Here is a 21,226-nt window from a genome sequence, read left to right as displayed (position 1 = left end):
GCGCCCGACTTTTTCGTATCTTTGGCTGCGCCTTAGATACTCCGTCTCGGTAGAATCAAGCTGACGCTTGCTTCTGCGCCCGACTTTTTCGTATCTTTGGCCGATGCCGAAGATACTCCGTCTCGGCATAATCAAGCTGACGCTTGCTTCTGCGCCCGACTTTTCGTACTTTGGCTGACGCCTTAGATACTCCGTCTCGGCATAATCAAGCTGACGCTTGCTTCTGCGCTCGACTTTTCGTATCTTTGCGAAGATGTAGCGGTCAAGACGCGATGTGCAATCGCAGCGGGACGACGAGCCACACGCCGCCGCGTGCGGTTCGCGGTCCGTCGCCGGCGCTCAAAACTTGCGGAACATGAAAGGATTCTCGCCGATCTCACGGGCATACAGGCGTCTGGTGCGCAAACACCGGTTGACGCTCCAGAACGAGGTGGACAACGCCGAGGAGTGGCACATGCACATCTCGGTCGTGCGTATCTTCGCAGCGTTACTGGCTTTCGTCCTGCTGCTCTTCATCCTGATTCTCTCGCTGGTGGCCTACACCCCCGTGCTGGAATTCCTGCCGGGCTACGAGGCCAACCGCTCGCGCGAAATGCTGCTGCAAAACATCATGCGGCTCGACTCGATCGAGCGGCAGATGACCCAGATGCGTACTTACAGCGACAACATCGCCCTCATCATGGAGGGCAAGACGCCCGTGGTACGCAACGTCGGCGGTCTCGACAGCATCAAGGCCGACAAGACGCTGGTGATGCCCTCGCGCGAGGATTCGCTCCTGCGCATCCAGATGGAGGGCGAAGGCCCCTACGGACTGGGAAAATCGCCGTCGCGCAAGACGCTGCGCGAAGCGATGGCCATGACCGCGCCGGTCGAAGGCATCATCACCGAAAAGTTCGACACCAAACTGGGGCAGTACGGCATCCGGATCGCCGCGGCGCCCGGATCGCAGGTATCGGCCGTCGACAACGGCACGGTCGTGCTGAGCCTGTGGAGCCCCGAAGAGGGCTACGTGGTGCAGGTGCAGCACGCCGACAACGTACTCTCGATCTACAAAAATCTCGCGCAGTCGATGGTCTCGACGGGCCAGCGGCTCCGCAGCGGCGAGGTGCTGGGATACAGCAACGACCCGCAGGCCGAAGGCACCGACTCGAAACTCTTCGGCTTCGAACTGTGGAGCGACGGCAAGCCCGTCGATCCCGAAGGTTACATCGTATTCTAATGGAACATTCCGCCGGAAAGGCCCCACGCATGAAACAACGTATCGCCCTGCTCGGTTCGACCGGTTCGATCGGCGTCCAGACGCTCGACATCGTCCGCGAGAACTCCGAACTGTTCGAAATCACCACGCTCACCGCGCACCGCAACTGGGAGGCGCTGGCCCGTCAGGCCGAGGAATTCGCACCCGATTCGGTGGTCATCGCCGACGACTCGAAATACGACGCGCTGCGACGCGCGCTGGCCGACCGCCCCGTCAAGGTCTACGCGGGTGCCGACGCGATCCGGCAGGTAGTGCAGGCCGACACGGTCGACACGGTGGTCAACGCGCTGGTGGGATACGCGGGTCTGCTGCCCACGGTGGCCGCCATCGAAGCGGGCAAGAAAGTCGCGCTGGCCAACAAGGAGACGCTCGTCGTGGGCGGCGACTACGTCATGCGGCTGGCCGCCGAGCGACGGGTGCCTATCCTGCCGATCGACTCCGAACATTCGGCCATCTTCCAATGTCTGGTGGGCGAAGCGTCGCCCGCGCGGCGGCTGATCGTCACCTGTTCGGGCGGTGCACTGCGCGACGTACCACGCGAGCGGCTCGCCGAAGTGACTGTCGAACAGGCCCTGCGACACCCGCAGTGGCGCATGGGAGCCAAGATCACGATCGATTCGGCGACGCTCGTCAACAAGGGATTCGAAGTGATCGAAGCCCGCTGGCTCTTCGGGATGCCGGCCGAACGAATCTCGGTGCTGATCCACCCGCAGTCGGTGGTACACTCGATGGTCGAGTTCGAAGACGGCGCGATCAAGGCGCAGCTCGGCACGCCCGACATGCACCTGCCCATCGGCTTCGCGCTACTCTTCCCCCGCCGCGCCGCACGGGCCGCGGAGCAGTTCAGCTTCGCCGACAACCCGACGCTCACCTTCGCGGAACCCGACCGCCAGAAATATCCGGCGCTCGACATGGCCTACGACTGCCTGCGGCGCGGCGGCACGGCGGCCTGCACGATGAACGGCGCCAACGAAGTGGCCGTCGCCGCGTTCCTGGCCAAACGGTGTGGCTACCTCGACATCGTGCGCACGATCGAACATGCACTCGAAGAAGCGACCTTCGTCGCGCGGCCGACGCTCGACGACTACGCCGCATCGGACGCCGAGGCGCGCCGCATCGCACGCGAATTTCTGAAAATCTAACACATCGATAATGGACATTCTCATCAAAGTCATTCAGCTTTTCCTCTGCTTCACCCTGCTCGTGGGCATTCACGAACTGGGACACTTCCTCATGGCGCGCGTGTTCGGCATCCGCGTCGAAAAGTTCTACATCTTCTTCGATCCGTGGTTCTCGCTCTTCAAGTTCAAGCGCGGCGGCACGGAGTACGGCGTGGGCTGGCTGCCGCTGGGCGGTTACGTCAAGATCGCCGGCATGATCGACGAAAGTCTCGATACGGAGCAGATGAAGCAGCCCGTCCGGCCCGACGAGTTCCGCGCCAAACCGGCGTGGCAGCGTTTTCTGGTGATGATCGCCGGCATCGTGATGAACATCCTGCTGGCCGTGGCCATCTACTGCGGCATCTGCTACACGTGGGGCGAAAAATATTTCGCCAACGAAGACGCCGTCTACGGCTACACCTTCAACACGGCGGCACAGGGGCTCGGCTTCGAGAACGGCGACAAAATCATCTCGATCGACGGAGAGCCGATCGACGACGTGAACGCCATCGCCATGACGCTGCTGCTGACCGAGAGCGACCGCACGGTCGTCGTCGAGCGCGACGGCCGCGAAGAGCGCTTCACGATCCCCTTCGAGCAACTCGTCGACTTCCGCCGCTCGAAGGGCTACGAAGAGATGCTGATGCTGCGCACGCCCTTCCGCATCGACAGCGTAGCCTCCCCCGCCGCCCTCGACGCAGGGCTGCGCGCCGGCGACGAGGTGGTCGCCCTCAACGGCGAACGCCACATCGAATTCGCGGAGTACGTCGGGCTGCTGGCCGACCACAAGTCGTCCGACGTGCAGCTTACCGTCGTGCGCGGCGATTCGACGGCCGTGTTGACCGTACCGGTCAACGCCGACGGCAAGATCGGCGTCACGGTAGCCCGCCACGACTACCGCCTGCGCACGAAGGAGTACACCTTCTGGCAGTCGATCCCCGCCGGCATCCGGCGCACGGGCAGCGTGATCGCCAACTACTGGGAACAGCTCAAACTGATCGTGCAGCCCAAAACCCAGATGTACGAGGAGCTGGGCGGATTCATCGCCATCGGCAGCATCTTCCCCTCGGCGTGGAACTGGCAGGATTTCTGGTCGAAGTGCGCCTTCATTTCGATCATCCTGGCCATCATGAACATCCTGCCCATTCCGGGGCTGGACGGCGGCCATGCGATCTTCACGCTGTGGGAGATGATCACGGGACGCAAACCGAGCGACCGCTTCCTCGAAGCGGCGCAGTACGTCGGACTGGCGATCATCCTCGTGCTGCTGGTCTACGCCAACGGCAACGACATCTACCGCTTCTTCATCAAATAACCAGGATCCTGCACCGAATTTTTCGGCCGTCCTCCGCCCCTTTAAGGCGGCCGAACGGGTTGCCGTCGGCACCCGTACTAAAACGCAAAGAGATGGCAAAGGTCAAAAAAGCATATTTCTGCAAGGAGTGCGGCTACGAGGCGCCCAAATGGATGGGACGCTGCCCCGCCTGTGGGGAGTGGAACTCCTTCACCGAAGAGATCGTCGCAAGGGAGAGCGGTTCGGTCCCCGCCGCGATGACCTCGGCGCTGCCCCGCAGCACCCCGCAGCGCGTCGGCGAGATCCGCTCGAACGACCGGCCGCGGCTCGACCTGGGCAACGCCGAGGTCAACCGGGTGCTGGGCGGCGGTCTGGTTCCCGGATCGCTCGTGCTGCTGGGCGGCGAACCGGGCATCGGCAAATCGACGCTCAGCCTGCAAATCGCACTGGCCGACAACGGGTTGAAAACCCTCTACGTCTCGGGTGAGGAGTCGGCCGAGCAGATCAAGATGCGCGCCGACCGTATCGGCATCGGCAACGACGCCTGCATGGTCTACTCCGAGACGCTGCTCGAAAACATCATGGCGCAGCTCGAAGAGCAGCGCCCCGACCTGGTGATCATCGACTCGATCCAGACGATCTACACCGATCTGGTCGAGTCGTCGGCCGGCAGCGTGTCGCAGATCCGCGAATGCGCCGCCACGCTGCTCAAATACGCCAAGGGATCGGGCACCTCGATCTTCATCATCGGCCACATCACCAAGGAGGGCGCCATCGCCGGCCCGAAGATTCTGGAACACATCGTCGACGTGGTGTTGCAGTTCGAGGGCGACAACAATCAGGTTTACCGCATCCTGCGCGGCATCAAGAACCGTTTCGGCGCGACGTTCGAGATCGGTGTCTTCGAGATGCTCGACGCCGGCCTGCGGCCGGTGGGCAACCCCTCCGAAATCCTGCTCACGCACTACGACGCACCGCTGAGCGGCATCGCCGTCGGCGCCTCGGTCGACGGCATACGCCCCTACCTGATCGAGGTGCAGGCGCTCGTCTCGAACGCCGCCTACGGCACGCCCCAGCGCACGGCCACGGGCTTCGACTACAAACGCATGTCGATGCTGCTGGCCGTGTTGGAGAAGCGCGTGGGGATGAAGATGTACACCAAGGACGTCTTCCTCAACTTCGCGGGCGGCTTCAAAGTAGCCGATCCGGGGCTGGATCTGGCCATCATCGCCGCCGTAATTTCGTCGTACTACGACCGTCCGATCGGCGAGGGCATCTGCTGCGCGGGCGAAGTAGGCCTTTCGGGCGAGGTGCGCCCCGCCCCCCGCACCGAGCAGCGCATCAGCGAGGCGGCGCGGCTGGGCTTCCGCCGCATCGTCGTCTCGGGCTACCTCCCCAAAGGCGCCAAACGCCCCAAAGGCATCGAGGTGGTGGCGATCAACAGCATCGACCAGCTGCCCCGGGCGCTCTTCATCAACGAGGAGTAACAAAAACGAACGCAGCGGCCGGATCTACCGACCGCTGCGTTTTTCGTGAAAGACACCCCGCTCAATCGAGCAATCCCGCCGCCTTGCGGTATTCCAACCAACGCAGATAACCGTCGATACGCGCCTCGACCTCCGTCCGGTGCGCCTGCTGCCACATGGCCTGCGCTTCGAGATGATCCGACAGCGTCTCCACGCCGGCCTCGTACTGGCGGCGGCTCAGCCGCAGGTTCTCGTCGGCCGCGGCGAGCGACGACTCAGCCAGCCGGATTTCGAGCTGCGCTTCGTCGAGGTTGTTCGCTGCCTGCGTCGCTTCGAGTTGCAGCAGCTCGCCGCCGTCGAGACGCTCCGCCTGCGCCTGCTCGAACCGCGCCCGTGCCGACCGTACCTTGTTCGAGCGGCCGCCGAAGTGGAAGATCGGCACCGACACCTGCACGCCGGCCGTGAAGGCCCAGCCGCCCAACAAGTTCTGTCCGTTCAGTTCGACGCCGTGCAGGTAGCCGTAATTGCCCACCAGCCCCACCTGCGGCAACCGCTCGCTGCGCGCCAGGCGCAACTGTTCGCGCGCCAGCTCGGCCTTCCGGTCGAGAAGCCGGTATTCGGGACGCGCCATAAGGTCGACGGCGGGCACCGGCGTCGACGGCAGGTCGGGCAGATCGTCCGCCACCTCGATCCGGTCGGTCAGCGGACGGCCGATCAGGTGGCAGAGATTCATCGTCGCCAGCCGCAGCGCATTCTCCGTCCGCCGCAGGTTCAATTCGCTCTCGTTGAGTTTCACCCGCACCTTCAACACGTCGTTCTGCGGTTTCAGGCCATGCTTGCGTGCACTCTCGACCGAACGCAGCAACTCCGTGAGCAGCGCATGGTAACGTTCGGCCACCTGCCGCATCTCACGCGCACGGATCACCGAAGCGTAGGCCCGCGACGTCGAGACGATCACCTCCGATCGGGTCAACCGCCGGTTCTGCTCCGCCATTTCACTGCCGATCCGCGCCATGCGATAACCCGTGCGCACTTTGCCGCCCATGTAGAGGGGCTGTTCGAGCGTTATGCCGCCGCCGTAGACCCAACCCACCTCGTAGGCGAGGTTCAGGCCGGGGAAGAGCGCCGTACCGCCCGTGGGCATCCCGTCGACACCCAGCACGGGCAACGCGCCGCCGGCGATGTCCAGCCCGCCGTCGGCCGTCGAATAGAGTCCCGTCCCCGTCGCCGAGAACGAAGGAAAGAAATTGGCCCGTGCGCTGCGGAAGTCGAACTGTGCCGCCGCCAACTGCCGGTCGGCCGCCGCCAGCGCCTTGTTGTTCGCCTCGGCCTGCTCGATGCAGGCGTCGAGCGTCAGCCGCGTCTGCGCGAAGGGAGTGCAAGGCAATCCCGCGAGCGTGAGTATGATAAGAAGACGTTTCATCGATCTATCCTGATTTTAAAGAACAACGCATAGAGAATCGGCACGAAGAAGAGCGTGGCGAAGGTGCTGAACAGCAGTCCGCCCATGATCGTCGCGGCCATCGACCCGAACATGGCGTCGCCGAGCAGCGGAATCATGCCCAGAATGGTCGTGAGCGAAGCCATCATCACCGGCCGCAGACGGCTTTCCGAACTGGAAACGAGCGCCGAGGCGGGATCGGCGCCGGCGGCGATCTGCGCGCCGATCTCGTCCATGAGCACGATGCAGTTCTTCATCATCATGCCCACGAGCCCCAGTGCACCGACAATGGCGCAGAAGGTGAAGACCTTGCCCGTAAGCAGCATCGCCCCCACCACGCCGATGCCCAGCAGCGGAATGCAGCAGAGAATAACGGCCGGCTTGCGGTAGTCGCCGAAGAGCAGGATCAGGATGGCGATCATCAGCACGACGCCGAGCGGCACGTTCTTGAAAAGGTAGCGCATCGTCTCGTCGCTGGCGCCCTTCTCACCCTCCCACGACAGTGCGTATCCGGACGGAAGCGGAATCGCCTCGATCCGTTCGGCGACAGCCAGCCGCGCCGCCTCGGTCTCGATGCCGGGTGCAGGCGAGCACATTACCCGCTGGGCACGCTGACCGTTGTAGCGCGGAACGACGGGATCCTCCCACTCGACCTGTACGCCGCGGCTCACCTGTTTCAGCGGCACGGTATGCAGGACGGATTCCAGCAACTCGCTGCGGTCGATCGCTCCCGATTTGAGTTTGAGGAGCAGCTCCTCGTCGAACAACCCCGCCAGATTGGGCATCATCGGGAAGACCGGCACGTTTTCCAGGTTGTCGACCGGCTTCCCGTCGGCCTCCGTACATTTGAGATAGATCGTATTCTTGTGCGTCCCCTCGTAGAAAGCCCCGACAGGAATACCGCCCGCAGCCGACAGCATCGAGACGGCGATATCCTGCCGGCTCAACCCCATGCGCCGTGCGGCCGACTGGTCGTAGTCGATGTTCAGCACCGGAATGCGCGGCTCCCAGTCGGTCGTAATCAGACACACCTCGGGCGTGCGCTCCATGATGCAGCGCGCACTGTCGGCTAACCGGTGCAGCACGGCCGGATCGGGCCCCGTGAACTGCACCTCGATCGGGTACTTCTTGAACATCAGGTTGTAGCGCTTCAACTTGACGTAGGCATCAGGATAGCGATCCGAAAGCGTCTGCTGGATGTCGTCGATATTGCGTTCCAGCGCCTCCGGAGACTCGAAATCGATAATCAGCTCGCCGTACGAAAGCGACGGCGTGGCGATGCTGCGCACCAGATTGTAGCGCGCCGGCGTTCCGCCGATCGAAGCGGCCACCGAGCGGATCTCCGGACGGCTCTTCAAATAGCGGCGGATCTCCTCCAAATCGGCCTTCACGCGGGTCGAATTCGTCCCCTCGGGCAGTTTGTACTCCATATAGAGCTGGTCGTAGACCATATCGGGGAAGAAGCCCTGACGCATGTAACCGTAGCCCCAGACGCTCAGCCCCACCAGCACGAGCGCCACGGCGATCGACGACCAGCGATGCCGCAGGCCGAAGCCGAGCGCCGCACGCAACCAGCGGTAGACAGCACTGTCGTAGAGCGTCGCGCCGCCGGCCGGAGCAGCAGACTGACCGAGCCATGCGTCGGCCATGAGCGGCACATGCACCAGCGCCAGCACCCAGCTCAGCAGCAGCGACACGGCCAGCACGATGAACAGATCGCGCACGTAGACACCCGCCGTATCGGGCGAGAGGAAGATCGGCAGGAACGAAAGGATGGCGATCAGCGTCGCACCCAGCAGCGGCATCGCCGTCTTCCGGCCGATGGCCGTCATCGCCTCGCGGCGCGGTTTCCCGAGTTTCAGGTCGATCAGGATGCCGTCCACGATCACGATGGCATTGTCGACCAGCATTCCCATGGCCAGGATGAACGCCGCCAGCGACACGCGCTGCATCGTTCCGTCGGCCATCCCCAGAATCAGGAACGATCCCACGACGGTCACCACCAGACTGATGCCGATGATCATTCCGCTGCGGAAACCCATCGTAAGCATCAGAATGGCCACGACGATCACCACCGACTCGATCAGGTTTATCAGAAACGTCCCCAGCGCATCCTTGACCCGCTCAGGCTGGTAGAAAATCTTGTGGCAGGCGACTCCCGCAGGGAAGCGCTCGGCCTGCAACTCGGCCAGACAGCGTTCCACCTCGGCCCCGACCTTGACGATGTCGCTGCCCGAAGCCGCCGCGACGGCGATGCCGAGCGCACGCTGGCCCTCGTAGGACATCTCGTTGCGCACGGGTTCGGCGTAGCCGTGCTCCACGCGCGCGATGTCGCACAACCGCAGCTGGTCGTCCTCGTGCCCCTGGATGACCATGCTCTCGATCTCCTTCACGGCGCGGAACTTGTCGGCGACGGCCACGCGGATGCGGTCGGGCCCGTTGTCGTAATATCCGGCATAGTAGACGTTGTTCTGCCCGTTGAGCGTCGCCAGCGCCTCGGCCGGACTGACGCCGAGCATCGCCATCTTTTCGGGCAGGATCGAAATGTCGATGCACTCTTCGCGTTCGCCGTAGATCTCGACACGCGCCACACCGTCCAGATCGCCCAGCTCGCGTTTGAGCAGGCCGGCATAATCCGACAGCTGCCGCTCCGTAAGACCGTCGCCCGTGAGCGCATAGAGCATTCCGTAGACCAGTCCGAAGTCGTCCTGCACGACGACCGACGTTCCCGACGGCAATCGCCGCTGGACGTCGGAAGCCTTGCGGCGCAGCATGTCCCAGCACTGTTCGACGTCGGCGTCGCGCACCGTGCTTTTCAACTCCACCTCCAAAATCGCCAGATCGTTGAACGACGAGCTGGTCACGCTCTCCACCTCGCCCATGGTGCGGATGTTCTTCTCCAACGGATCGGTCACCTCCAACTCCATTTCATGCGCCGAAGCGCCGGGGCGCGTCGCTATGACCATCGCCAGCTTGACCTTGATTTCGGGGTCTTCGAGCTTCGACATGTCGTAGGCCGAGAGGATGCCGCCGACCAGAAGGACGGCGACGACGAAATAGACGAGCTTCCGATTGGCGAAAGCCCATTTCCCGAAATCGATCATAGCAATCCTCCCACGTTTGTTTTCGTCACACCCGGCAGGGGCGCCACCTTCTCGCCTTCACGCAGCCGGTGCACGCCCGACGTGACGATCCGCTCGCCGGCCGCAAGTCCCGCTCCGACGACCGCTTCGCCGCCGGTCTGCAACCGCTCGACCCGTACCTCGCGGCTCACGACCGTACTGTCCTCCCGGCAGATCCAGACGCACGTCCGGTCGCCGTCGTCGAAGAGCGCGACGGCCGGCACGGCCACCTGCGCAGCCCCCGAAGGCCGGCATACGATGGTCACCATCGTATTCATACCCGGCGACGGGAGCGGCCGCAAATCGGCCGGAACGCCCAGCCGCAGCGTATAGAGCTGGTTGGCGTTGGCCTTCGGGCTGATGCTCCGCAGCCGCAGCGGAATCCGCTTGCCGGGCCAGAAGTCGAAGGCCGCCTCGAAGCCGTCGAATTCGCTGCGGCGGACATACTCCGAGCCGGGGATATTGATCTCGATTTCGGGAGCCTCCGCCGACACGACGGTCAGCACGGGCATTCCTGCCCCGACGACGGTCGAAGGGTCGAACAACCGCTTCTGCACATACCCGTCGAAAGGCATACGGATCTCGGTATCGGCGAGCTGGTTCCGACTGTTTTCGTATTTGGCCGTGATCTGTTGCAGTCCGTAACGCGCCTTGTCGTAGGCGTCGGGCGTAGCGGCTCCGTCGGCATAGAGCGCCATTACGCGCTCCGCTTCGGCCTTGACGCGCTTGTACTCGGCCTCGGCGGCTTCGGCTTGAAGCCGGTAATCGCGAGCATCGAGCGCCGCGAGCGGCGCCCCGCGCCGGACGAACTCCCCCTCTTCGGCGAAAATCGTTCGGAGCGTCCCGCCGACCTTGAACGCCGCATTGACCTCCTGCGCCGCCCTGACGCAGCCGGGAAACTGCACCGTCCGCGGCGTACCGTAGACACCCACGGTATCGATGCGTACGATAGGCAGCCGCACCGCACCCTCCGGCCGGCCCGAACAGCCGCAGCAACAGGCGAGCAGGCAGACCATCCCCATGAATTGATTTCGTCTTTTCATACCTCACTGAATTTGATGCAAATGTACCGAAGCGCGCATCCATCGAAAAGAATGATATGGATGCAGCATTGTCCGATCCGTACGATTTTCGTAAAAATAAGCAAAAAATCGGTCGATATGAACCGGATTATTCGTTATTTTGCATGAAATTGAAACAAAAATGGACACACCTGTTACTCCTTCCATCGGATTGTTCCATGCCGACAAGCAGACTGTCGAAGCACTGGGGCCGGTCGTTCAACTCGCCAAAAGCGGATTTTTCTACTGCACCCAGGGAGAGATGAGCCTGGTGCTAGGCAACCGCGCTTTCGAAATTCACCGGGGCGACATCTATATCTACCCGCCCCTCTCCAAGACCTATATCCGTATGCTCAGCGACGATCTGCACGGCACGGTGGGCGTGGCGGACTTCGATTTCGTCTTCACGCTGGCCAACTCGATCTCCAACACGCAGAACCACCTCTACATGCGGGAAAATCCCTGCATCTCGCTCAACGACGAGCAGCGCCGGCGCATCGAAGAACTGATCGAACTGATCCGGCGCCGCGAACGGTCACAGGGCTCTCGCAGCACGAATGAGAATAACCGCCTCATCTACAACCAATTGCTCTCGTCGCTCGGCAAGGCGCTCTGCTGCGAAATCGCCGAGGCCTACTTTTTCAACCATCCGATCCAGCCGCTCAAACAGGATCGCAAGGACCGGATTTTCCAGAGTTTCATCTTCTCGCTCTCCCAGAATTTCCGCACGCACCACAGCGTTTCGTTCTACGCCGCGGAGCAGTGCCTCACCCCGCGCTATTTCTCCACGATCGTCCGGGAAAAATCGGGCCGCAACGCCCTGCAATGGATCATGATGTTCATTATCGCCGAGGCGAAGAAGCTGCTCTCCGATCCCGATCCGAGCATCAAGGAGATCGCCGAAACGCTGGGATTCTCCAACCAGTCCTTCTTCGGCCGCTATTTCAAGCAATACGTCGGTCTCTCGCCGATGGCTTTCCGCTCCTCCGGTACAAAAGAGTAACGCACGAACGAAGCAGGGGGCAGACCGAAATGCGGTCTGCCCCCTGTATTTCGGCCCTCCCCGCACGGTCGTGCGGCCATCCCGTCAAAGAATCATCCACGCCAGCTCGTCGCGCAGATAGGCACCGCCGCGCGAGTCGGGAAGCCGCTCGATCATCCGTGCGAGCCGCTCCGGTGCGATGCGGGCCGACGCCGACTGAACGAATGCCGCCGCACCGCGCGCCAGTCGCAGATCGTCGGGACAGGCGGCCACCGCATCGGGCACGGCCTCGACGACCGCCGCCGCGTCGAACTCCTGCACCCGCGCACGCGCCAGCGCCATCAGCGCCGCATAGCGTTCGGCACCGCTTCCAGCCCGCAGCCATCGCCCGCACAGCGTATCCAGTACGGGACGGCCGCAGCGGCTCAGCAGACGCAGCGCCAGCTCTTCGATCAACTCCTCCGGCATCCGCCCGACGAACCACTCGTCGACATTGTCCGGCGTCACCGAAGCGGGATCGGCGATCGTCGGCGCAGCCATCCGCAGTTCGCGGACATCCTGCCGGTAAAGGAATCGCGCGAACGCATGATCCGTCCCTACCCGACCGGCGATCGCGCGGATCGTAGGGATACTGACGCCGTAGTTGAGACCGTAGCCGCCCTCGCCGCGCTGCATCGACTCGGCCACCGCGCCGTTCATCTCGCGGCGCAGCTCGCCGAGCAACGCCGCCATGCGTGCCGTATGGTTCGTCATTTCTTGGACGGAAGCGCCAGTTCCACGTCGCGGCCGAATTCGAAGAGCGGCAGCGTAGCGCGCGTCAGCTCCTCCGTCCCGCAATAGACCGTGCAGACCACGTCGGCCGCCACGCGGTAGGTCGCCGTGCGCGCCGCCTTGGGCGAAGCGGGCGTAAGGGTGAACGAACCGTCGCTCTCCTTGTCGAGCTGCAACAGCACCACGTCGCCCGTCAGGTCGTTGCCGGGCAGCAGCCCCCGATCGGGCGAAAAGCGGCAGAGGATGTATTTCTGCTTGCCGGCATCGGGCACGACGGTGATCCGTTCGACGGAGGTCGTCGTCACCCGCTTGCCGAGGAACAATTCGGTATAGGCCTGCTCCTGCCGGTCCAGTTCCGCCAATGCGGCTTGCAGGCCGGCGCCGAAGACATGCTCTCCCGCCTCGCTGGTAATCAACTCCATGCGGTGACGGCGAATTGCGAAGAGCGTGTTGGCGGCATTGCGTGCCGCCGTTTCGAGCGACTCGTCCACGAGCGAACGCTTATCGAAGGGAACCCGCGAGAAGGTCTCGGTATCGCCCAGATAGGAGGTGGCGCGCACCTCGCCGGCGGGAACTTCGGAGGCCGTCGTCGCGTCGCGGTCGAGCAGCGCTACGCGCGCCGCCTTGACCGAATAGAGCGTCTTGTCGCTCAGTGCGCCGCGCACACCCAGGAATTTCTGTGCGTAACGGGCGTAGGGCCCCACGGTGACGACCTCCTTCTCGACGGTCAGATCGACCGCCAGCGGCGAGGTCGGAATACCCACCTCGACACGGCCGTTCTCCTCGAAAGCCCCCGCACGGGCCACGCGATAACTCTGCGCCGAGGCGCTTCCCACGGTGAGCGCGGTGCAGCACAGCAGCGAAACAAGTGTTTTCATAACCAATTCAATTTGTCGATTCACAAATATAACCATTTTCCCGCCCCGATCAAAATTTGAGGTAGAAATCCCCCGTCAGCCGCCGGTACTCCTCCGTGAAGCGGCCGGGCGCCTCCTCGATCACCAGCCGGTCGGTGCGGAGCTCCGCCGCATCGCCGCGGACGAACTCCATCAGGCAGCGCTTCACCCCGCTGCGGGGTGTCGACCACACCTCGGTCAGCCGCCGCAGCGCCAGCCGGCCGCGCGCCTGCTCGCGGAACCGCTGTGCCTCGACCGCCGGCAGGATGACCGCCAGACGCCCCTCGGGCGCAAGCAGCCGGCAGGCGGCGGCGATCAGCTCGCCGTGCGTGAGCGCGACGGTATGGCGTGCCGTGGTGCGCCCCGCGTCGGGCGGCAGCAGCGAACGGTCGTAATAAGGCGGATTGGAGACCACCAGATCGAACGGCTCCTCCGGCCGGTACTCCTGCACCGGCGCGCAACACGTCGTCACACGCCCGCCCCACGGCGAACGGTCGGCGTTCGCCCGCGCCTGCTCCGCGCAGGCCGCATCGATGTCGAGCGCCGTGACGCCGGCCGCAGGCGACCGCTGCGCCAGCATCAGGGCGATCACGCCCGTGCCCGTGCCCACGTCCAACAGCAGCCGGTCGGCGGCGCCGAGCGCGACCCACGCCCCCAGCAGCACGCCGTCGGTGCCTACCTTCATCGGGCAGGCGTCCTGTTCTATCGTAAATCGTTTGAAACGAAACATATCCTCATTTCAGAAATCCGTCGATCCCCGCGCCGAACAGCGCGAAGTCGTACCGCACAGGGTCGTCGGCGTCGAACGTGCGCAGCGCCGCGGTGATCTCCTCCACGGCCCGCCAGTCGTTCTGCCGCCGCGCGAGCAGCCCCAGCGCACGGCCCATGTTGCCGGTATGCAGGTCGAGCGGCAGATAGAGCGCCGAGGGCGGAATCGTGCGCCACAGACCGAAATCCACGCCCCGGTCGTCGTGCCGCACCATCCAGCGGAAATACATGCACAAACGTTTGCAGGAGGCGCCCCGCTCGATCGACGAAACGTGTTTGCGACACCGTTCGGGGTGTTCCGTGCGGAAAAACTCCTCGCGGAAGGCCGCCAGCACGCGGCGCATGTCGCCCGTGGAGGCATAGCTCGCCTCGACGAAACGGCCCAGACCGCCGTGCCGTTCGCAGATCGCACGGATCGAACGAACGAACTGGATGAGATCGCCGCCGTTGAAAGTGCGGTGGACGAACCCTGAGAGCTTCGCCAACTCGCGCTCGGAGGCGTTGCGGACGAAATCGTGCGGCGCATCGTCGAGAAAGTGCATCATGCGCAAACCATTGCGCACGATCATGGGACGGCTGCCCCACGCGATCGTCGCCGCGAGGAATCCCGCGATCTCGCGGTCGTCGCGCGACGCAAAGCAGTGCGGCACGGCGATCGGGTCGGCCGAGATGAACTCCTCGCGGTCGTACCGGTCCCAAAGCCGTTCGAGCAGATCGTGCAACTCTTCGCGTTCCATCGTCATCCTACGATCCGGCCGTCGCTCATCGTGATCGTCCGGTCGGCACGCGCCGCCAGACTCTCGTCGTGCGTGACGATGACGACGGTCTGTCCCAGCCGCTCGCGCAGCTCGAAGAAAAGCCGGTGGATCTCCTCGCGGTTGTGCGTATCGAGATTGCCCGAAGGTTCGTCGGCCAGCAGCACCGAAGGCGAGTTGATCAGCGCACGGGCAATGGCCGCGCGCTGCTGCTCGCCGCCCGACAACGCGGCGGGTTTATGGTCGCGGCGTGCCGCGAGACCCATCAAATCGAGCAGCTCCGCCGCCCGCGCCCCGACTTCGCGCCGGTCGCGCCCTCCGATCAGCCCCGGCAGGCAGACGTTTTCGAAAGCGGTGAACTCGGGCAGCAGGTGATGGAACTGGAAGACGAAGCCGACACGACGGTTGCGGAAACGCGACAACTCCCTGTCCGACAAAGCAAACGGATCAACGCCGCCGAGCGTGACGCGCCCGCCGTCGGGGCGCGTGAGCGACCCGATGATCTGCAACAGCGTCGTCTTGCCCGCGCCGCTGGCGCCGACGATCGATACCACCTCGCCGCGCGCCACTTCGAGCGACACGCCGCGCAACACCTCCAACGCACCGTAGCGTTTGCGAAGCCCTTCGGCCCGGATCATCACCTCGCGCTCCGTCATGCCTGCATGAATTGATCGAACATCCGTACCACCTCGACGGCTTCGCGCGTATCGTGCGCCCGCAGAATCACGGCCCCCTGCCGCAGACACTCCCAGTGGAGCGCCGTCGTGCCGTTGAGCGCCTCGGCGGGCGTCGTACCGAGCAACTTGTAGATCATCGACTTGCGCGACACGCCCGCCAGCACGGGATAGCCCAGCTCCGCGAGGCGGTGCAGGCCGCGCAGCAGTTCGTAGTTCTGTTCGAGCGTCTTGGCGAAACCGAAACCGGGATCGACGACGATGCGGCGAACCCCCCGCTCGCGCAACTGTGCCGTCCGTTCGCGGAAATAGTCCACCACCTCCGCCACGATGTCGCGGTAGTCGGTCATCGACTGCATCGTGCGGGGGTCGCCCTTCATGTGCATGGCCACGTAGGGCACGTCGTGCTCGGCCGCCACGTCGACGATGAGCGGATCCAGCTCGCCGGCCGAAATATCGTTGATGATCACCTTGCCGTATTTATGGATCGCCCGAGCGGCCACGCTCGAACGAAACGTATCGATCGAAACCGGCAGATCGGACGAGAGCGAACGCACGGCCCCGACACCCAGATCGACGCGCCGCCACTCCTCCTCGGGCGACACCTCGTCGGCACCCGGGCGCGACGAATAACCGCCCACGTCGATCACCGAAGCGCCCGCCTCGACGGCTTCGCGCACACGGCGTTCGACATCGAGCCAGTCAGGCGTGCGGCTGCCGGCGAAAAAAGAGTCGGGAGTGACGTTGACGATGGTCATCACCTGACGACGTGAAAAATCGAGATTAATTTCCTGCTGCTTCATAACGGAATCGACGGTCGCACTCGGCCACATCGGCGGCCAAATCCTCCCTGTTGATATTGACAATGGTATAATCGGCTCGTGCGCTCAGCACGTCGTCGGAGAGCTGCGCAGCCATGCGGCAGCGAATCTCCGCAGCCGAAGCGCCGTCGCGGGCGTTCACACGCACGAGCCGCAGCTCCTCCGGCGCGACGACGGCCACCACACGATCCACCGCAGCGTCCATGCCCGACTCGTAGAGAATCGCACATTCGAGCACCACGTAGGGCTCGGCAGTCCGTTCGGCGGCCCACCGCTCGAAATCGCGCTTCACGCAGGGGTGCACCAACGCTTCGAGCCGAGCTAGGGCGTGCCGGTCGCCGAAGACGGTCGCGGCCAGGTAGCGACGGTTCAGCACGCCGTCCCGGAACGTCTCGTCGCCGAACGCCTCGACGAGCGCAGCACGCAGCGAAGGATCTTCGCCCATCAGGCGCTTGGCCTCGCTGTCGCTGTCGTAGACCGGCACGCCCCGTTCGGCGAAGAGCCGGCAGACCGTCGACTTGCCGCTCCCGATGCCCCCCGTAACGCCTACCCGGATCATTCCTCGACAGGCAGTTTAATGGGCGGGATATTGCGCACGGCGACGACCTTCACGTCGCTGTAATGCACCGAAATGGCATTCTGCAACGACTGCGGGTCGATGACGATGTACCCCTCCTCGTCGGGCGAAGGGGCGTAATCGAGTTCCGAGAGCGGAATGCGCAGCGAATTGCGCATGTAGACCATGCGGCTGAAAAGGTTCGTCCCCAGTCCCTCGATCACGCAGACGACCTCGAACTCCTCGCCGTCGACATTCACCTGAACCGTTTTATCGGTAGTATAGGTATAGTTCAACTTGGCGATATACCACAACACGAACGACGCCACGAGCATCGCGACGAAAACCGGCGAGATGTACTTCCGCAACCACTGCCTCAGATTATCGAACATAACTCTTTATCTTGGCTCGGACGAAGCGCGCGTCGGGAAGGAAATCAGGGATATCCTCTCCTGCCGAAGCGAACCCGCCGAGCGGGAACTTACTTATGGGCAAAGATACGAATAAGCGAGGGCAATGTCAAATTTATTTGAACATTGCCGAGCGGGAGTATCTAAGGCGCAAGCCAAAGATACGATTAAGCCGAGTGCAATGCAAATTTATTTGAGCATTGCCGAAGCGGAATATCTAAAACGGAGTTAAAGATACGAAAAGTCGGGCGCAGAAGCAAGCGTAAGTTCGATTATTCCGAGACGCAGCCTTCGATAACGACAAAAAACGGACTGCATAGGTTGCAGTCCGTTTTCAATCGAAAGTCCGCTTCCGCGGGGATGTCGGCACCCTACTCCTTACCCTTGTTCTTGATCGACTCGGGCATCAGATCGAACGAGAGCGGAGTGGCGATGAACCACGACGAGTAGGTACCGATCGCTACGCCGCACAGCAGAGCGAAGATGAAACCTCGGATGGTCTCGCCGCCGAAGAGGAAGATCGCAAGCAGCGTGACGAGCGTCGTACCCGACGAGTTGAAGGTACGCGCCATCGTCGAGTTGGTGGCGTTGTTGATATTGTCGCGCAGGCTCCGTTTCGGATAGAGCGCGATGTACTCGCGGATGCGGTCGAAGATCACCACCGTGTTGTTGATCGAATAACCGATCACGGTCAGGATCGCAGCGATGAAGGCCTGGTTGATCTCCAGGTTGAACGGCATGACGGCATACAGCATCGAGAAGAGACCGATGACGATCAGCGCGTCGTGCGCCAGCGAAAGCGTGGCGCCCGTCGCCCACTGCCATTTCTTGAACCGCAGGGTGATATAGAGCCCGATGGCGATCAGCGAGAAGAAGACGGCATAAATTGCGTTGTAGGTCATGTCCTTGGCGATCGACGGGCCGATCTTGTCGGCCGAAACGATACCGTAGGGGCTGAGCTGCGTATTGCGGAAATCGGCGAAGGTGACGGCCGTCTTGTAGTACTTCTTCACGGCGTCGTAGAGGAGCCGGTTGATTTCGTCGGTCGCCTCGTCCGAAGCGTCGTCGTACTTGTACTGCGTCACGATACGCACCTGATCGCCGTCGCCGCCGTACTGCTTGATTTCGAGGCTGACGTTGGCGTTGTCGGCGTTTTCGATCTGCGCGAACTGATCCTCGACGGATGCACGCACCTGCTCCACCGAAACCGGCTGGTCGAAGAGCACGACGTACGAACGGCCGCCCGTGAACTCCACGCCGCGGTTCAGGCCGAAGACGGCGAACGAGATGAACGACAGCACGATGACCGTACCCGAAATGGCGTAGGAATACTTGCGCTTGCCCACGAAGTCGAAATGGATGTTGTTGAGCCAGTTCTCCGACCACTTGCGCGAGAAGGAGATATGGCCGAACTTCGCCACGATCGCCTCGATGAGCAGACGCGTGATGAAGATCGAACTGAACAGCGAAGTGAGGATACCGATAATCAGCGTCGTGGCGAAGCCCTGTACGGGGCCGTTACCGAAGACGAAGAGGACGATACCCGTGATGATCGTCGTCAGCTGACCGTCGATGATGGCGGAGTAGGCGTTCGAAAAACCGTCCTTGATCGCCAGCGACAGCCCCTTGCCCGCACGCAGCTCCTCCTTGATGCGTTCGTAGATGATCACGTTGGAGTCGACGGCCATACCCATCGTGAGGACGATACCCGCGATACCGGGCAGCGTCAGCACGGCGCCGAACGAAACGAGTACGCCCATGAGCAGGAAGACGTTGAACAGCAGTGCGAGGTCGGCCATCCAGCCCGCCGTCTTGTAGAAGGCGCCCATGTAGAGCAGTACCAGCAGGAAGGCGATGACGAACGAGACCATACCGGCGTTGATCGACTCCTGACCCAGCGAAGGACCTACGACCGTATCCTGAATGATGTGCGCCGGTGCGGGAACCTTACCCGATTTGAGCACGTTGGCCAGGTCCTTGGCCTCCTGAATGGTGAAATTACCCGAAATCGACGAATTGCCGCCCTCGATCTTCTGGCGCACCACAGGCGCCGAGTAGACGTAACCGTCGAGCACGATGGCTACGCAACGGCCCACGTTGTCGGCCGTCAGACGCGCCCATTCGGAGATGCCGTTGGAGTTCATCGACATCGAGACCTCGGCCTCGGCACCGCGCTGCGCATAGGCTTCGCGGGCGTCGGTGATGACCGAACCGTCCAGCGGAGCGCGGCCGTCGGGACGCTCGACCTTGATCGCATAAAGGTAGAAACGGCCGTCGACCGGCTGCTGCGTCTCGCCCTTGATCGCCCACTTGAAACGCAGGTCGGCCGGAAGCATCTCCTTCACGGCGGGCAGCGCCAGGTAGTCGTTCACCGCAGCCGTATCGGCAGCCATGACGGCACCTACGGCAGCGCCGCCTGCGAACTGCGGGTTCAACAGCGCCAGCAGCGGGTTCTGGTCGCGGTCGTAGTAGGAACCCGTGGCCTCGGCCGCCGTTTCCGTTTCGGCGGTAGCCACTTCGGCGATCAGGCCGCCGTCCGCGGTCGAATCGGCAGCCTCAGCGACAGCGACCGTCTCCTCGACGGCAGGCTTCGTGTCCGCGAGATATTGTTTTACCACCTGGTCGGCACGCATCAGCGTCGGCACGATCTCGCCGGCGTTGTAGGTCGTCCAGAATTCGAGCGAAGCCGAACCTTGGAGCAACTTGCGCACGCGCTCCGGCTCCTTCACGCCCGGCAGCTCGACCAGAATACGGTTCGAGTTGGGCAAGCGCTGGATATTGGGCTGCGTTACGCCGAAGTGGTCGATACGGCTGCGCAGGATGTTGAACGACGCGTCGATCGCATCGTCGGTCTCCTTGCGCAGGATCTTCTCGACCTCGGCGTCGGTGCTGTTGGGCGTGATGTCCTTACGGTCGGGGCTGACGAAAATCGCTGCCAGCGGCGCACCGTTCGTAGCGGTACGGTAGCTGCGGACGAACTCGCCGATGAAGTCCTTGCCCGTGCGGAGTCCCTCCTTGGCCTGCGCCATCGCTTCGATGAAGGCGGGATCGTTCTTGCTGTCGCCGGCCAGCGACTTCACGACGTCCTCCACCTGAATCTCGAGCATGACGTTCATACCGCCTTTCAGGTCCAGGCCGAGGTTCAGCTCCTTCTCCTTGATCTCCTTGTAGGTGAACTTGCGGAAACCCAGGTTGTAGACGGGCTGATTCTGAACCGAATCGAGGTAGTACTGCTCCCGTTCGGAACGCTCATCCCCGTCGTAAGCGGCCGCATACGCCGCCGCCTTCTTCTCTACGCTCCGCGTCTTGAACGAGAACGAGAGCTGGTAGATACAGGCAATCGCAAGTAGAATCGCCAGTAATTTAATAGCACCTTTGCTTTGCATTTGAGTTAAAAATTATTGTTGTTATCTTGTTGTTTCTTCGGTCGTTAGTCCGTCGCAACACCTTCCCGGCGCAACATAGCGCGCCGATAGCTCGCAAAAATAGACATTTTTTTCCGAAAAAACAACAATAAAATCCAATTAACGATTGACAATTAATAATTAACAACACTCCGTCGCAGGGCCTCCGGAATACCAATTACGGCATCGCCGTCCCGAGGAGGAAGCCCGAAAGGCATCCGACGCGAGAATCGGCCGCAACTCGTCGGAAGGACTTCGTCGTATCGTCGTTCGGCAGTCCGCGGCCGGCGGAGGATGCGGCCCGCACGGCGCAAAACGCCGCAGGTTTCCACTCCCCTCCCGCTCGGACACGCTGCGCGGCGACAAAGGCGAACGAGGTTGCGTCTG

Annotated in this window: 17 protein-coding genes; 5 read left to right on the top strand and 12 right to left on the bottom strand. The window is 62.8% G+C overall.

Annotated features, from left to right (window positions below; genetic code table 11):
- Positions 1 to 355: 355 nt before the first annotated feature.
- The 4 genes from FMF02_RS09805 to radA all read left to right on the top strand — a co-directional run bounded on the left by FMF02_RS09805 (position 356) and on the right by radA (position 5,199).
- On the top strand, positions 356 to 1,219 hold the full coding sequence (locus FMF02_RS09805) for a murein hydrolase activator EnvC family protein (protein WP_019129972.1): 864 nt from the start codon (positions 356 to 358) through the stop codon (positions 1,217 to 1,219).
- Positions 1,220 to 1,248: 29 nt separating this feature from the next.
- Positions 1,249 to 2,400: a 1-deoxy-D-xylulose-5-phosphate reductoisomerase gene (locus FMF02_RS09800; protein WP_141413017.1), complete on the top strand. Its 1,152-nt coding sequence runs from the start codon at positions 1,249 to 1,251 to the stop codon at positions 2,398 to 2,400.
- Positions 2,401 to 2,410: 10 nt separating this feature from the next.
- A complete protein-coding gene (gene rseP / locus FMF02_RS09795) occupies positions 2,411 to 3,733 on the top strand; it encodes an RIP metalloprotease RseP (protein WP_019129974.1) in 1,323 nt (440 codons plus the stop codon).
- 92 nt (positions 3,734 to 3,825) lie between these two features.
- Entirely contained in the window at positions 3,826 to 5,199 is a 1,374-nt protein-coding gene (radA, locus tag FMF02_RS09790; protein WP_141413016.1) for a DNA repair protein RadA, read from the top strand.
- A gap of 61 nt (positions 5,200 to 5,260) precedes the next feature.
- On the opposite strand, the gene FMF02_RS09785 is transcribed toward radA, so the two are convergent.
- Genes FMF02_RS09785 through FMF02_RS09775 form a run of 3 tightly spaced genes read right to left on the bottom strand, consistent with a single transcriptional unit; the run spans position 5,261 to position 10,784 of the window.
- Positions 5,261 to 6,601: a TolC family protein gene (locus FMF02_RS09785; RefSeq protein WP_141413015.1), complete on the bottom strand. Its 1,341-nt coding sequence runs from the start codon at positions 6,599 to 6,601 to the stop codon at positions 5,261 to 5,263.
- Complete coding sequence (locus FMF02_RS09780) at positions 6,598 to 9,720, bottom strand: efflux RND transporter permease subunit (RefSeq protein WP_162502323.1); 3,123 nt, start codon at positions 9,718 to 9,720, stop codon at positions 6,598 to 6,600. Before FMF02_RS09780 ends, FMF02_RS09785 begins: the two co-directional genes overlap by 4 nt.
- A complete protein-coding gene (locus FMF02_RS09775; RefSeq protein WP_232044770.1) occupies positions 9,720 to 10,784 on the bottom strand; it encodes an efflux RND transporter periplasmic adaptor subunit in 1,065 nt (354 codons plus the stop codon). Before FMF02_RS09775 ends, FMF02_RS09780 begins: the two co-directional genes overlap by 1 nt.
- Before the next feature lie 160 nt (positions 10,785 to 10,944).
- Between FMF02_RS09775 and FMF02_RS09770 the strand changes: the two genes are divergently transcribed.
- Complete coding sequence (locus FMF02_RS09770; protein ID WP_141413013.1) at positions 10,945 to 11,805, top strand: AraC family transcriptional regulator; 861 nt, start codon at positions 10,945 to 10,947, stop codon at positions 11,803 to 11,805.
- Between the two features lie 84 nt (positions 11,806 to 11,889).
- On the opposite strand, the gene FMF02_RS09765 is transcribed toward FMF02_RS09770, so the two are convergent.
- The 9 genes from FMF02_RS09765 to secDF form a co-directional block, all read right to left on the bottom strand.
- The gene (locus tag FMF02_RS09765; protein WP_141413012.1) at positions 11,890 to 12,537 is read right to left on the bottom strand and encodes a DNA alkylation repair protein; all 648 of its coding nucleotides are present in this window, start codon (positions 12,535 to 12,537) and stop codon (positions 11,890 to 11,892) included.
- Positions 12,534 to 13,433 carry a DUF4831 family protein gene (locus tag FMF02_RS09760; RefSeq protein WP_141413011.1) on the bottom strand — a complete coding sequence of 300 codons (900 nt, stop codon included), beginning with the start codon at positions 13,431 to 13,433 and terminating at the stop codon, positions 12,534 to 12,536. The genes FMF02_RS09765 and FMF02_RS09760 overlap by 4 nt, the downstream gene beginning before the upstream one ends.
- 49 nt (positions 13,434 to 13,482) lie before the next feature.
- The gene (locus FMF02_RS09755; RefSeq protein ID WP_141413010.1) at positions 13,483 to 14,181 is read right to left on the bottom strand and encodes a tRNA1(Val) (adenine(37)-N6)-methyltransferase; all 699 of its coding nucleotides are present in this window, start codon (positions 14,179 to 14,181) and stop codon (positions 13,483 to 13,485) included.
- A gap of 4 nt (positions 14,182 to 14,185) precedes the next feature.
- Positions 14,186 to 14,956, bottom strand: coding sequence for a TIGR02757 family protein (locus FMF02_RS09750; RefSeq protein ID WP_141413009.1), 771 nt, complete (start codon positions 14,954 to 14,956; stop codon positions 14,186 to 14,188).
- 2 nt (positions 14,957 to 14,958) lie between these two features.
- Positions 14,959 to 15,630, bottom strand: coding sequence for an ABC transporter ATP-binding protein (locus FMF02_RS09745; RefSeq protein ID WP_394344398.1), 672 nt, complete (start codon positions 15,628 to 15,630; stop codon positions 14,959 to 14,961).
- Complete coding sequence (gene folP, locus FMF02_RS09740; RefSeq protein ID WP_244611562.1) at positions 15,627 to 16,451, bottom strand: dihydropteroate synthase; 825 nt, start codon at positions 16,449 to 16,451, stop codon at positions 15,627 to 15,629. Before folP ends, FMF02_RS09745 begins: the two co-directional genes overlap by 4 nt.
- Positions 16,432 to 17,028, bottom strand: coding sequence for a dephospho-CoA kinase (coaE, locus tag FMF02_RS09735; protein WP_179952760.1), 597 nt, complete (start codon positions 17,026 to 17,028; stop codon positions 16,432 to 16,434). The genes folP and coaE overlap by 20 nt, the downstream gene beginning before the upstream one ends.
- Positions 17,025 to 17,417 (bottom strand): hypothetical protein, encoded by a 393-nt coding sequence (locus FMF02_RS09730; protein WP_019129988.1) that lies wholly within the window; start codon positions 17,415 to 17,417, stop codon positions 17,025 to 17,027. Before FMF02_RS09730 ends, coaE begins: the two co-directional genes overlap by 4 nt.
- Before the next feature lie 389 nt (positions 17,418 to 17,806).
- Positions 17,807 to 20,821 (bottom strand): protein translocase subunit SecDF, encoded by a 3,015-nt coding sequence (secDF, locus tag FMF02_RS09725; RefSeq protein WP_141413008.1) that lies wholly within the window; start codon positions 20,819 to 20,821, stop codon positions 17,807 to 17,809.
- Positions 20,822 to 21,226: the final 405 nt, after the last annotated feature.

This window comes from Alistipes communis (assembly GCF_006542665.1).
Lineage (GTDB): Bacteria > Bacteroidota > Bacteroidia > Bacteroidales > Rikenellaceae > Alistipes > Alistipes communis.
This window is presented reverse-complemented; position numbering and strand designations above follow the sequence as displayed.

What these genes read in the sequence shown, in the direction of transcription:
- FMF02_RS09805 (WP_019129972.1), top strand. Translation starts at nt 356, where the DNA reads ATGAAAGGATTCTCGCCGATCTCACGGGCATACAGGCGTCTGGTGCGC.
- FMF02_RS09800 (WP_141413017.1), top strand. Translation starts at nt 1,249, where the DNA reads ATGAAACAACGTATCGCCCTGCTCGGTTCGACCGGTTCGATCGGCGTC.
- rseP (WP_019129974.1), top strand. Translation starts at nt 2,411, where the DNA reads ATGGACATTCTCATCAAAGTCATTCAGCTTTTCCTCTGCTTCACCCTG.
- radA (WP_141413016.1), top strand. Translation starts at nt 3,826, where the DNA reads ATGGCAAAGGTCAAAAAAGCATATTTCTGCAAGGAGTGCGGCTACGAG.
- FMF02_RS09785 (WP_141413015.1), bottom strand. Translation starts at nt 6,601, where the DNA reads ATGAAACGTCTTCTTATCATACTCACGCTCGCGGGATTGCCTTGCACT.
- FMF02_RS09775 (WP_232044770.1), bottom strand. Translation starts at nt 10,784, where the DNA reads ATGAAAAGACGAAATCAATTCATGGGGATGGTCTGCCTGCTCGCCTGT.
- FMF02_RS09770 (WP_141413013.1), top strand. Translation starts at nt 10,945, where the DNA reads ATGGACACACCTGTTACTCCTTCCATCGGATTGTTCCATGCCGACAAG.
- FMF02_RS09765 (WP_141413012.1), bottom strand. Translation starts at nt 12,537, where the DNA reads ATGACGAACCATACGGCACGCATGGCGGCGTTGCTCGGCGAGCTGCGC.
- FMF02_RS09760 (WP_141413011.1), bottom strand. Translation starts at nt 13,433, where the DNA reads ATGAAAACACTTGTTTCGCTGCTGTGCTGCACCGCGCTCACCGTGGGA.
- FMF02_RS09755 (WP_141413010.1), bottom strand. Translation starts at nt 14,181, where the DNA reads ATGTTTCGTTTCAAACGATTTACGATAGAACAGGACGCCTGCCCGATG.
- FMF02_RS09750 (WP_141413009.1), bottom strand. Translation starts at nt 14,956, where the DNA reads ATGGAACGCGAAGAGTTGCACGATCTGCTCGAACGGCTTTGGGACCGG.
- FMF02_RS09745 (WP_394344398.1), bottom strand. Translation starts at nt 15,630, where the DNA reads ATGACGGAGCGCGAGGTGATGATCCGGGCCGAAGGGCTTCGCAAACGC.
- folP (WP_244611562.1), bottom strand. Translation starts at nt 16,451, where the DNA reads ATGAAGCAGCAGGAAATTAATCTCGATTTTTCACGTCGTCAGGTGATG.
- coaE (WP_179952760.1), bottom strand. Translation starts at nt 17,028, where the DNA reads ATGATCCGGGTAGGCGTTACGGGGGGCATCGGGAGCGGCAAGTCGACG.
- FMF02_RS09730 (WP_019129988.1), bottom strand. Translation starts at nt 17,417, where the DNA reads ATGTTCGATAATCTGAGGCAGTGGTTGCGGAAGTACATCTCGCCGGTT.
- secDF (WP_141413008.1), bottom strand. Translation starts at nt 20,821, where the DNA reads ATGCAAAGCAAAGGTGCTATTAAATTACTGGCGATTCTACTTGCGATT.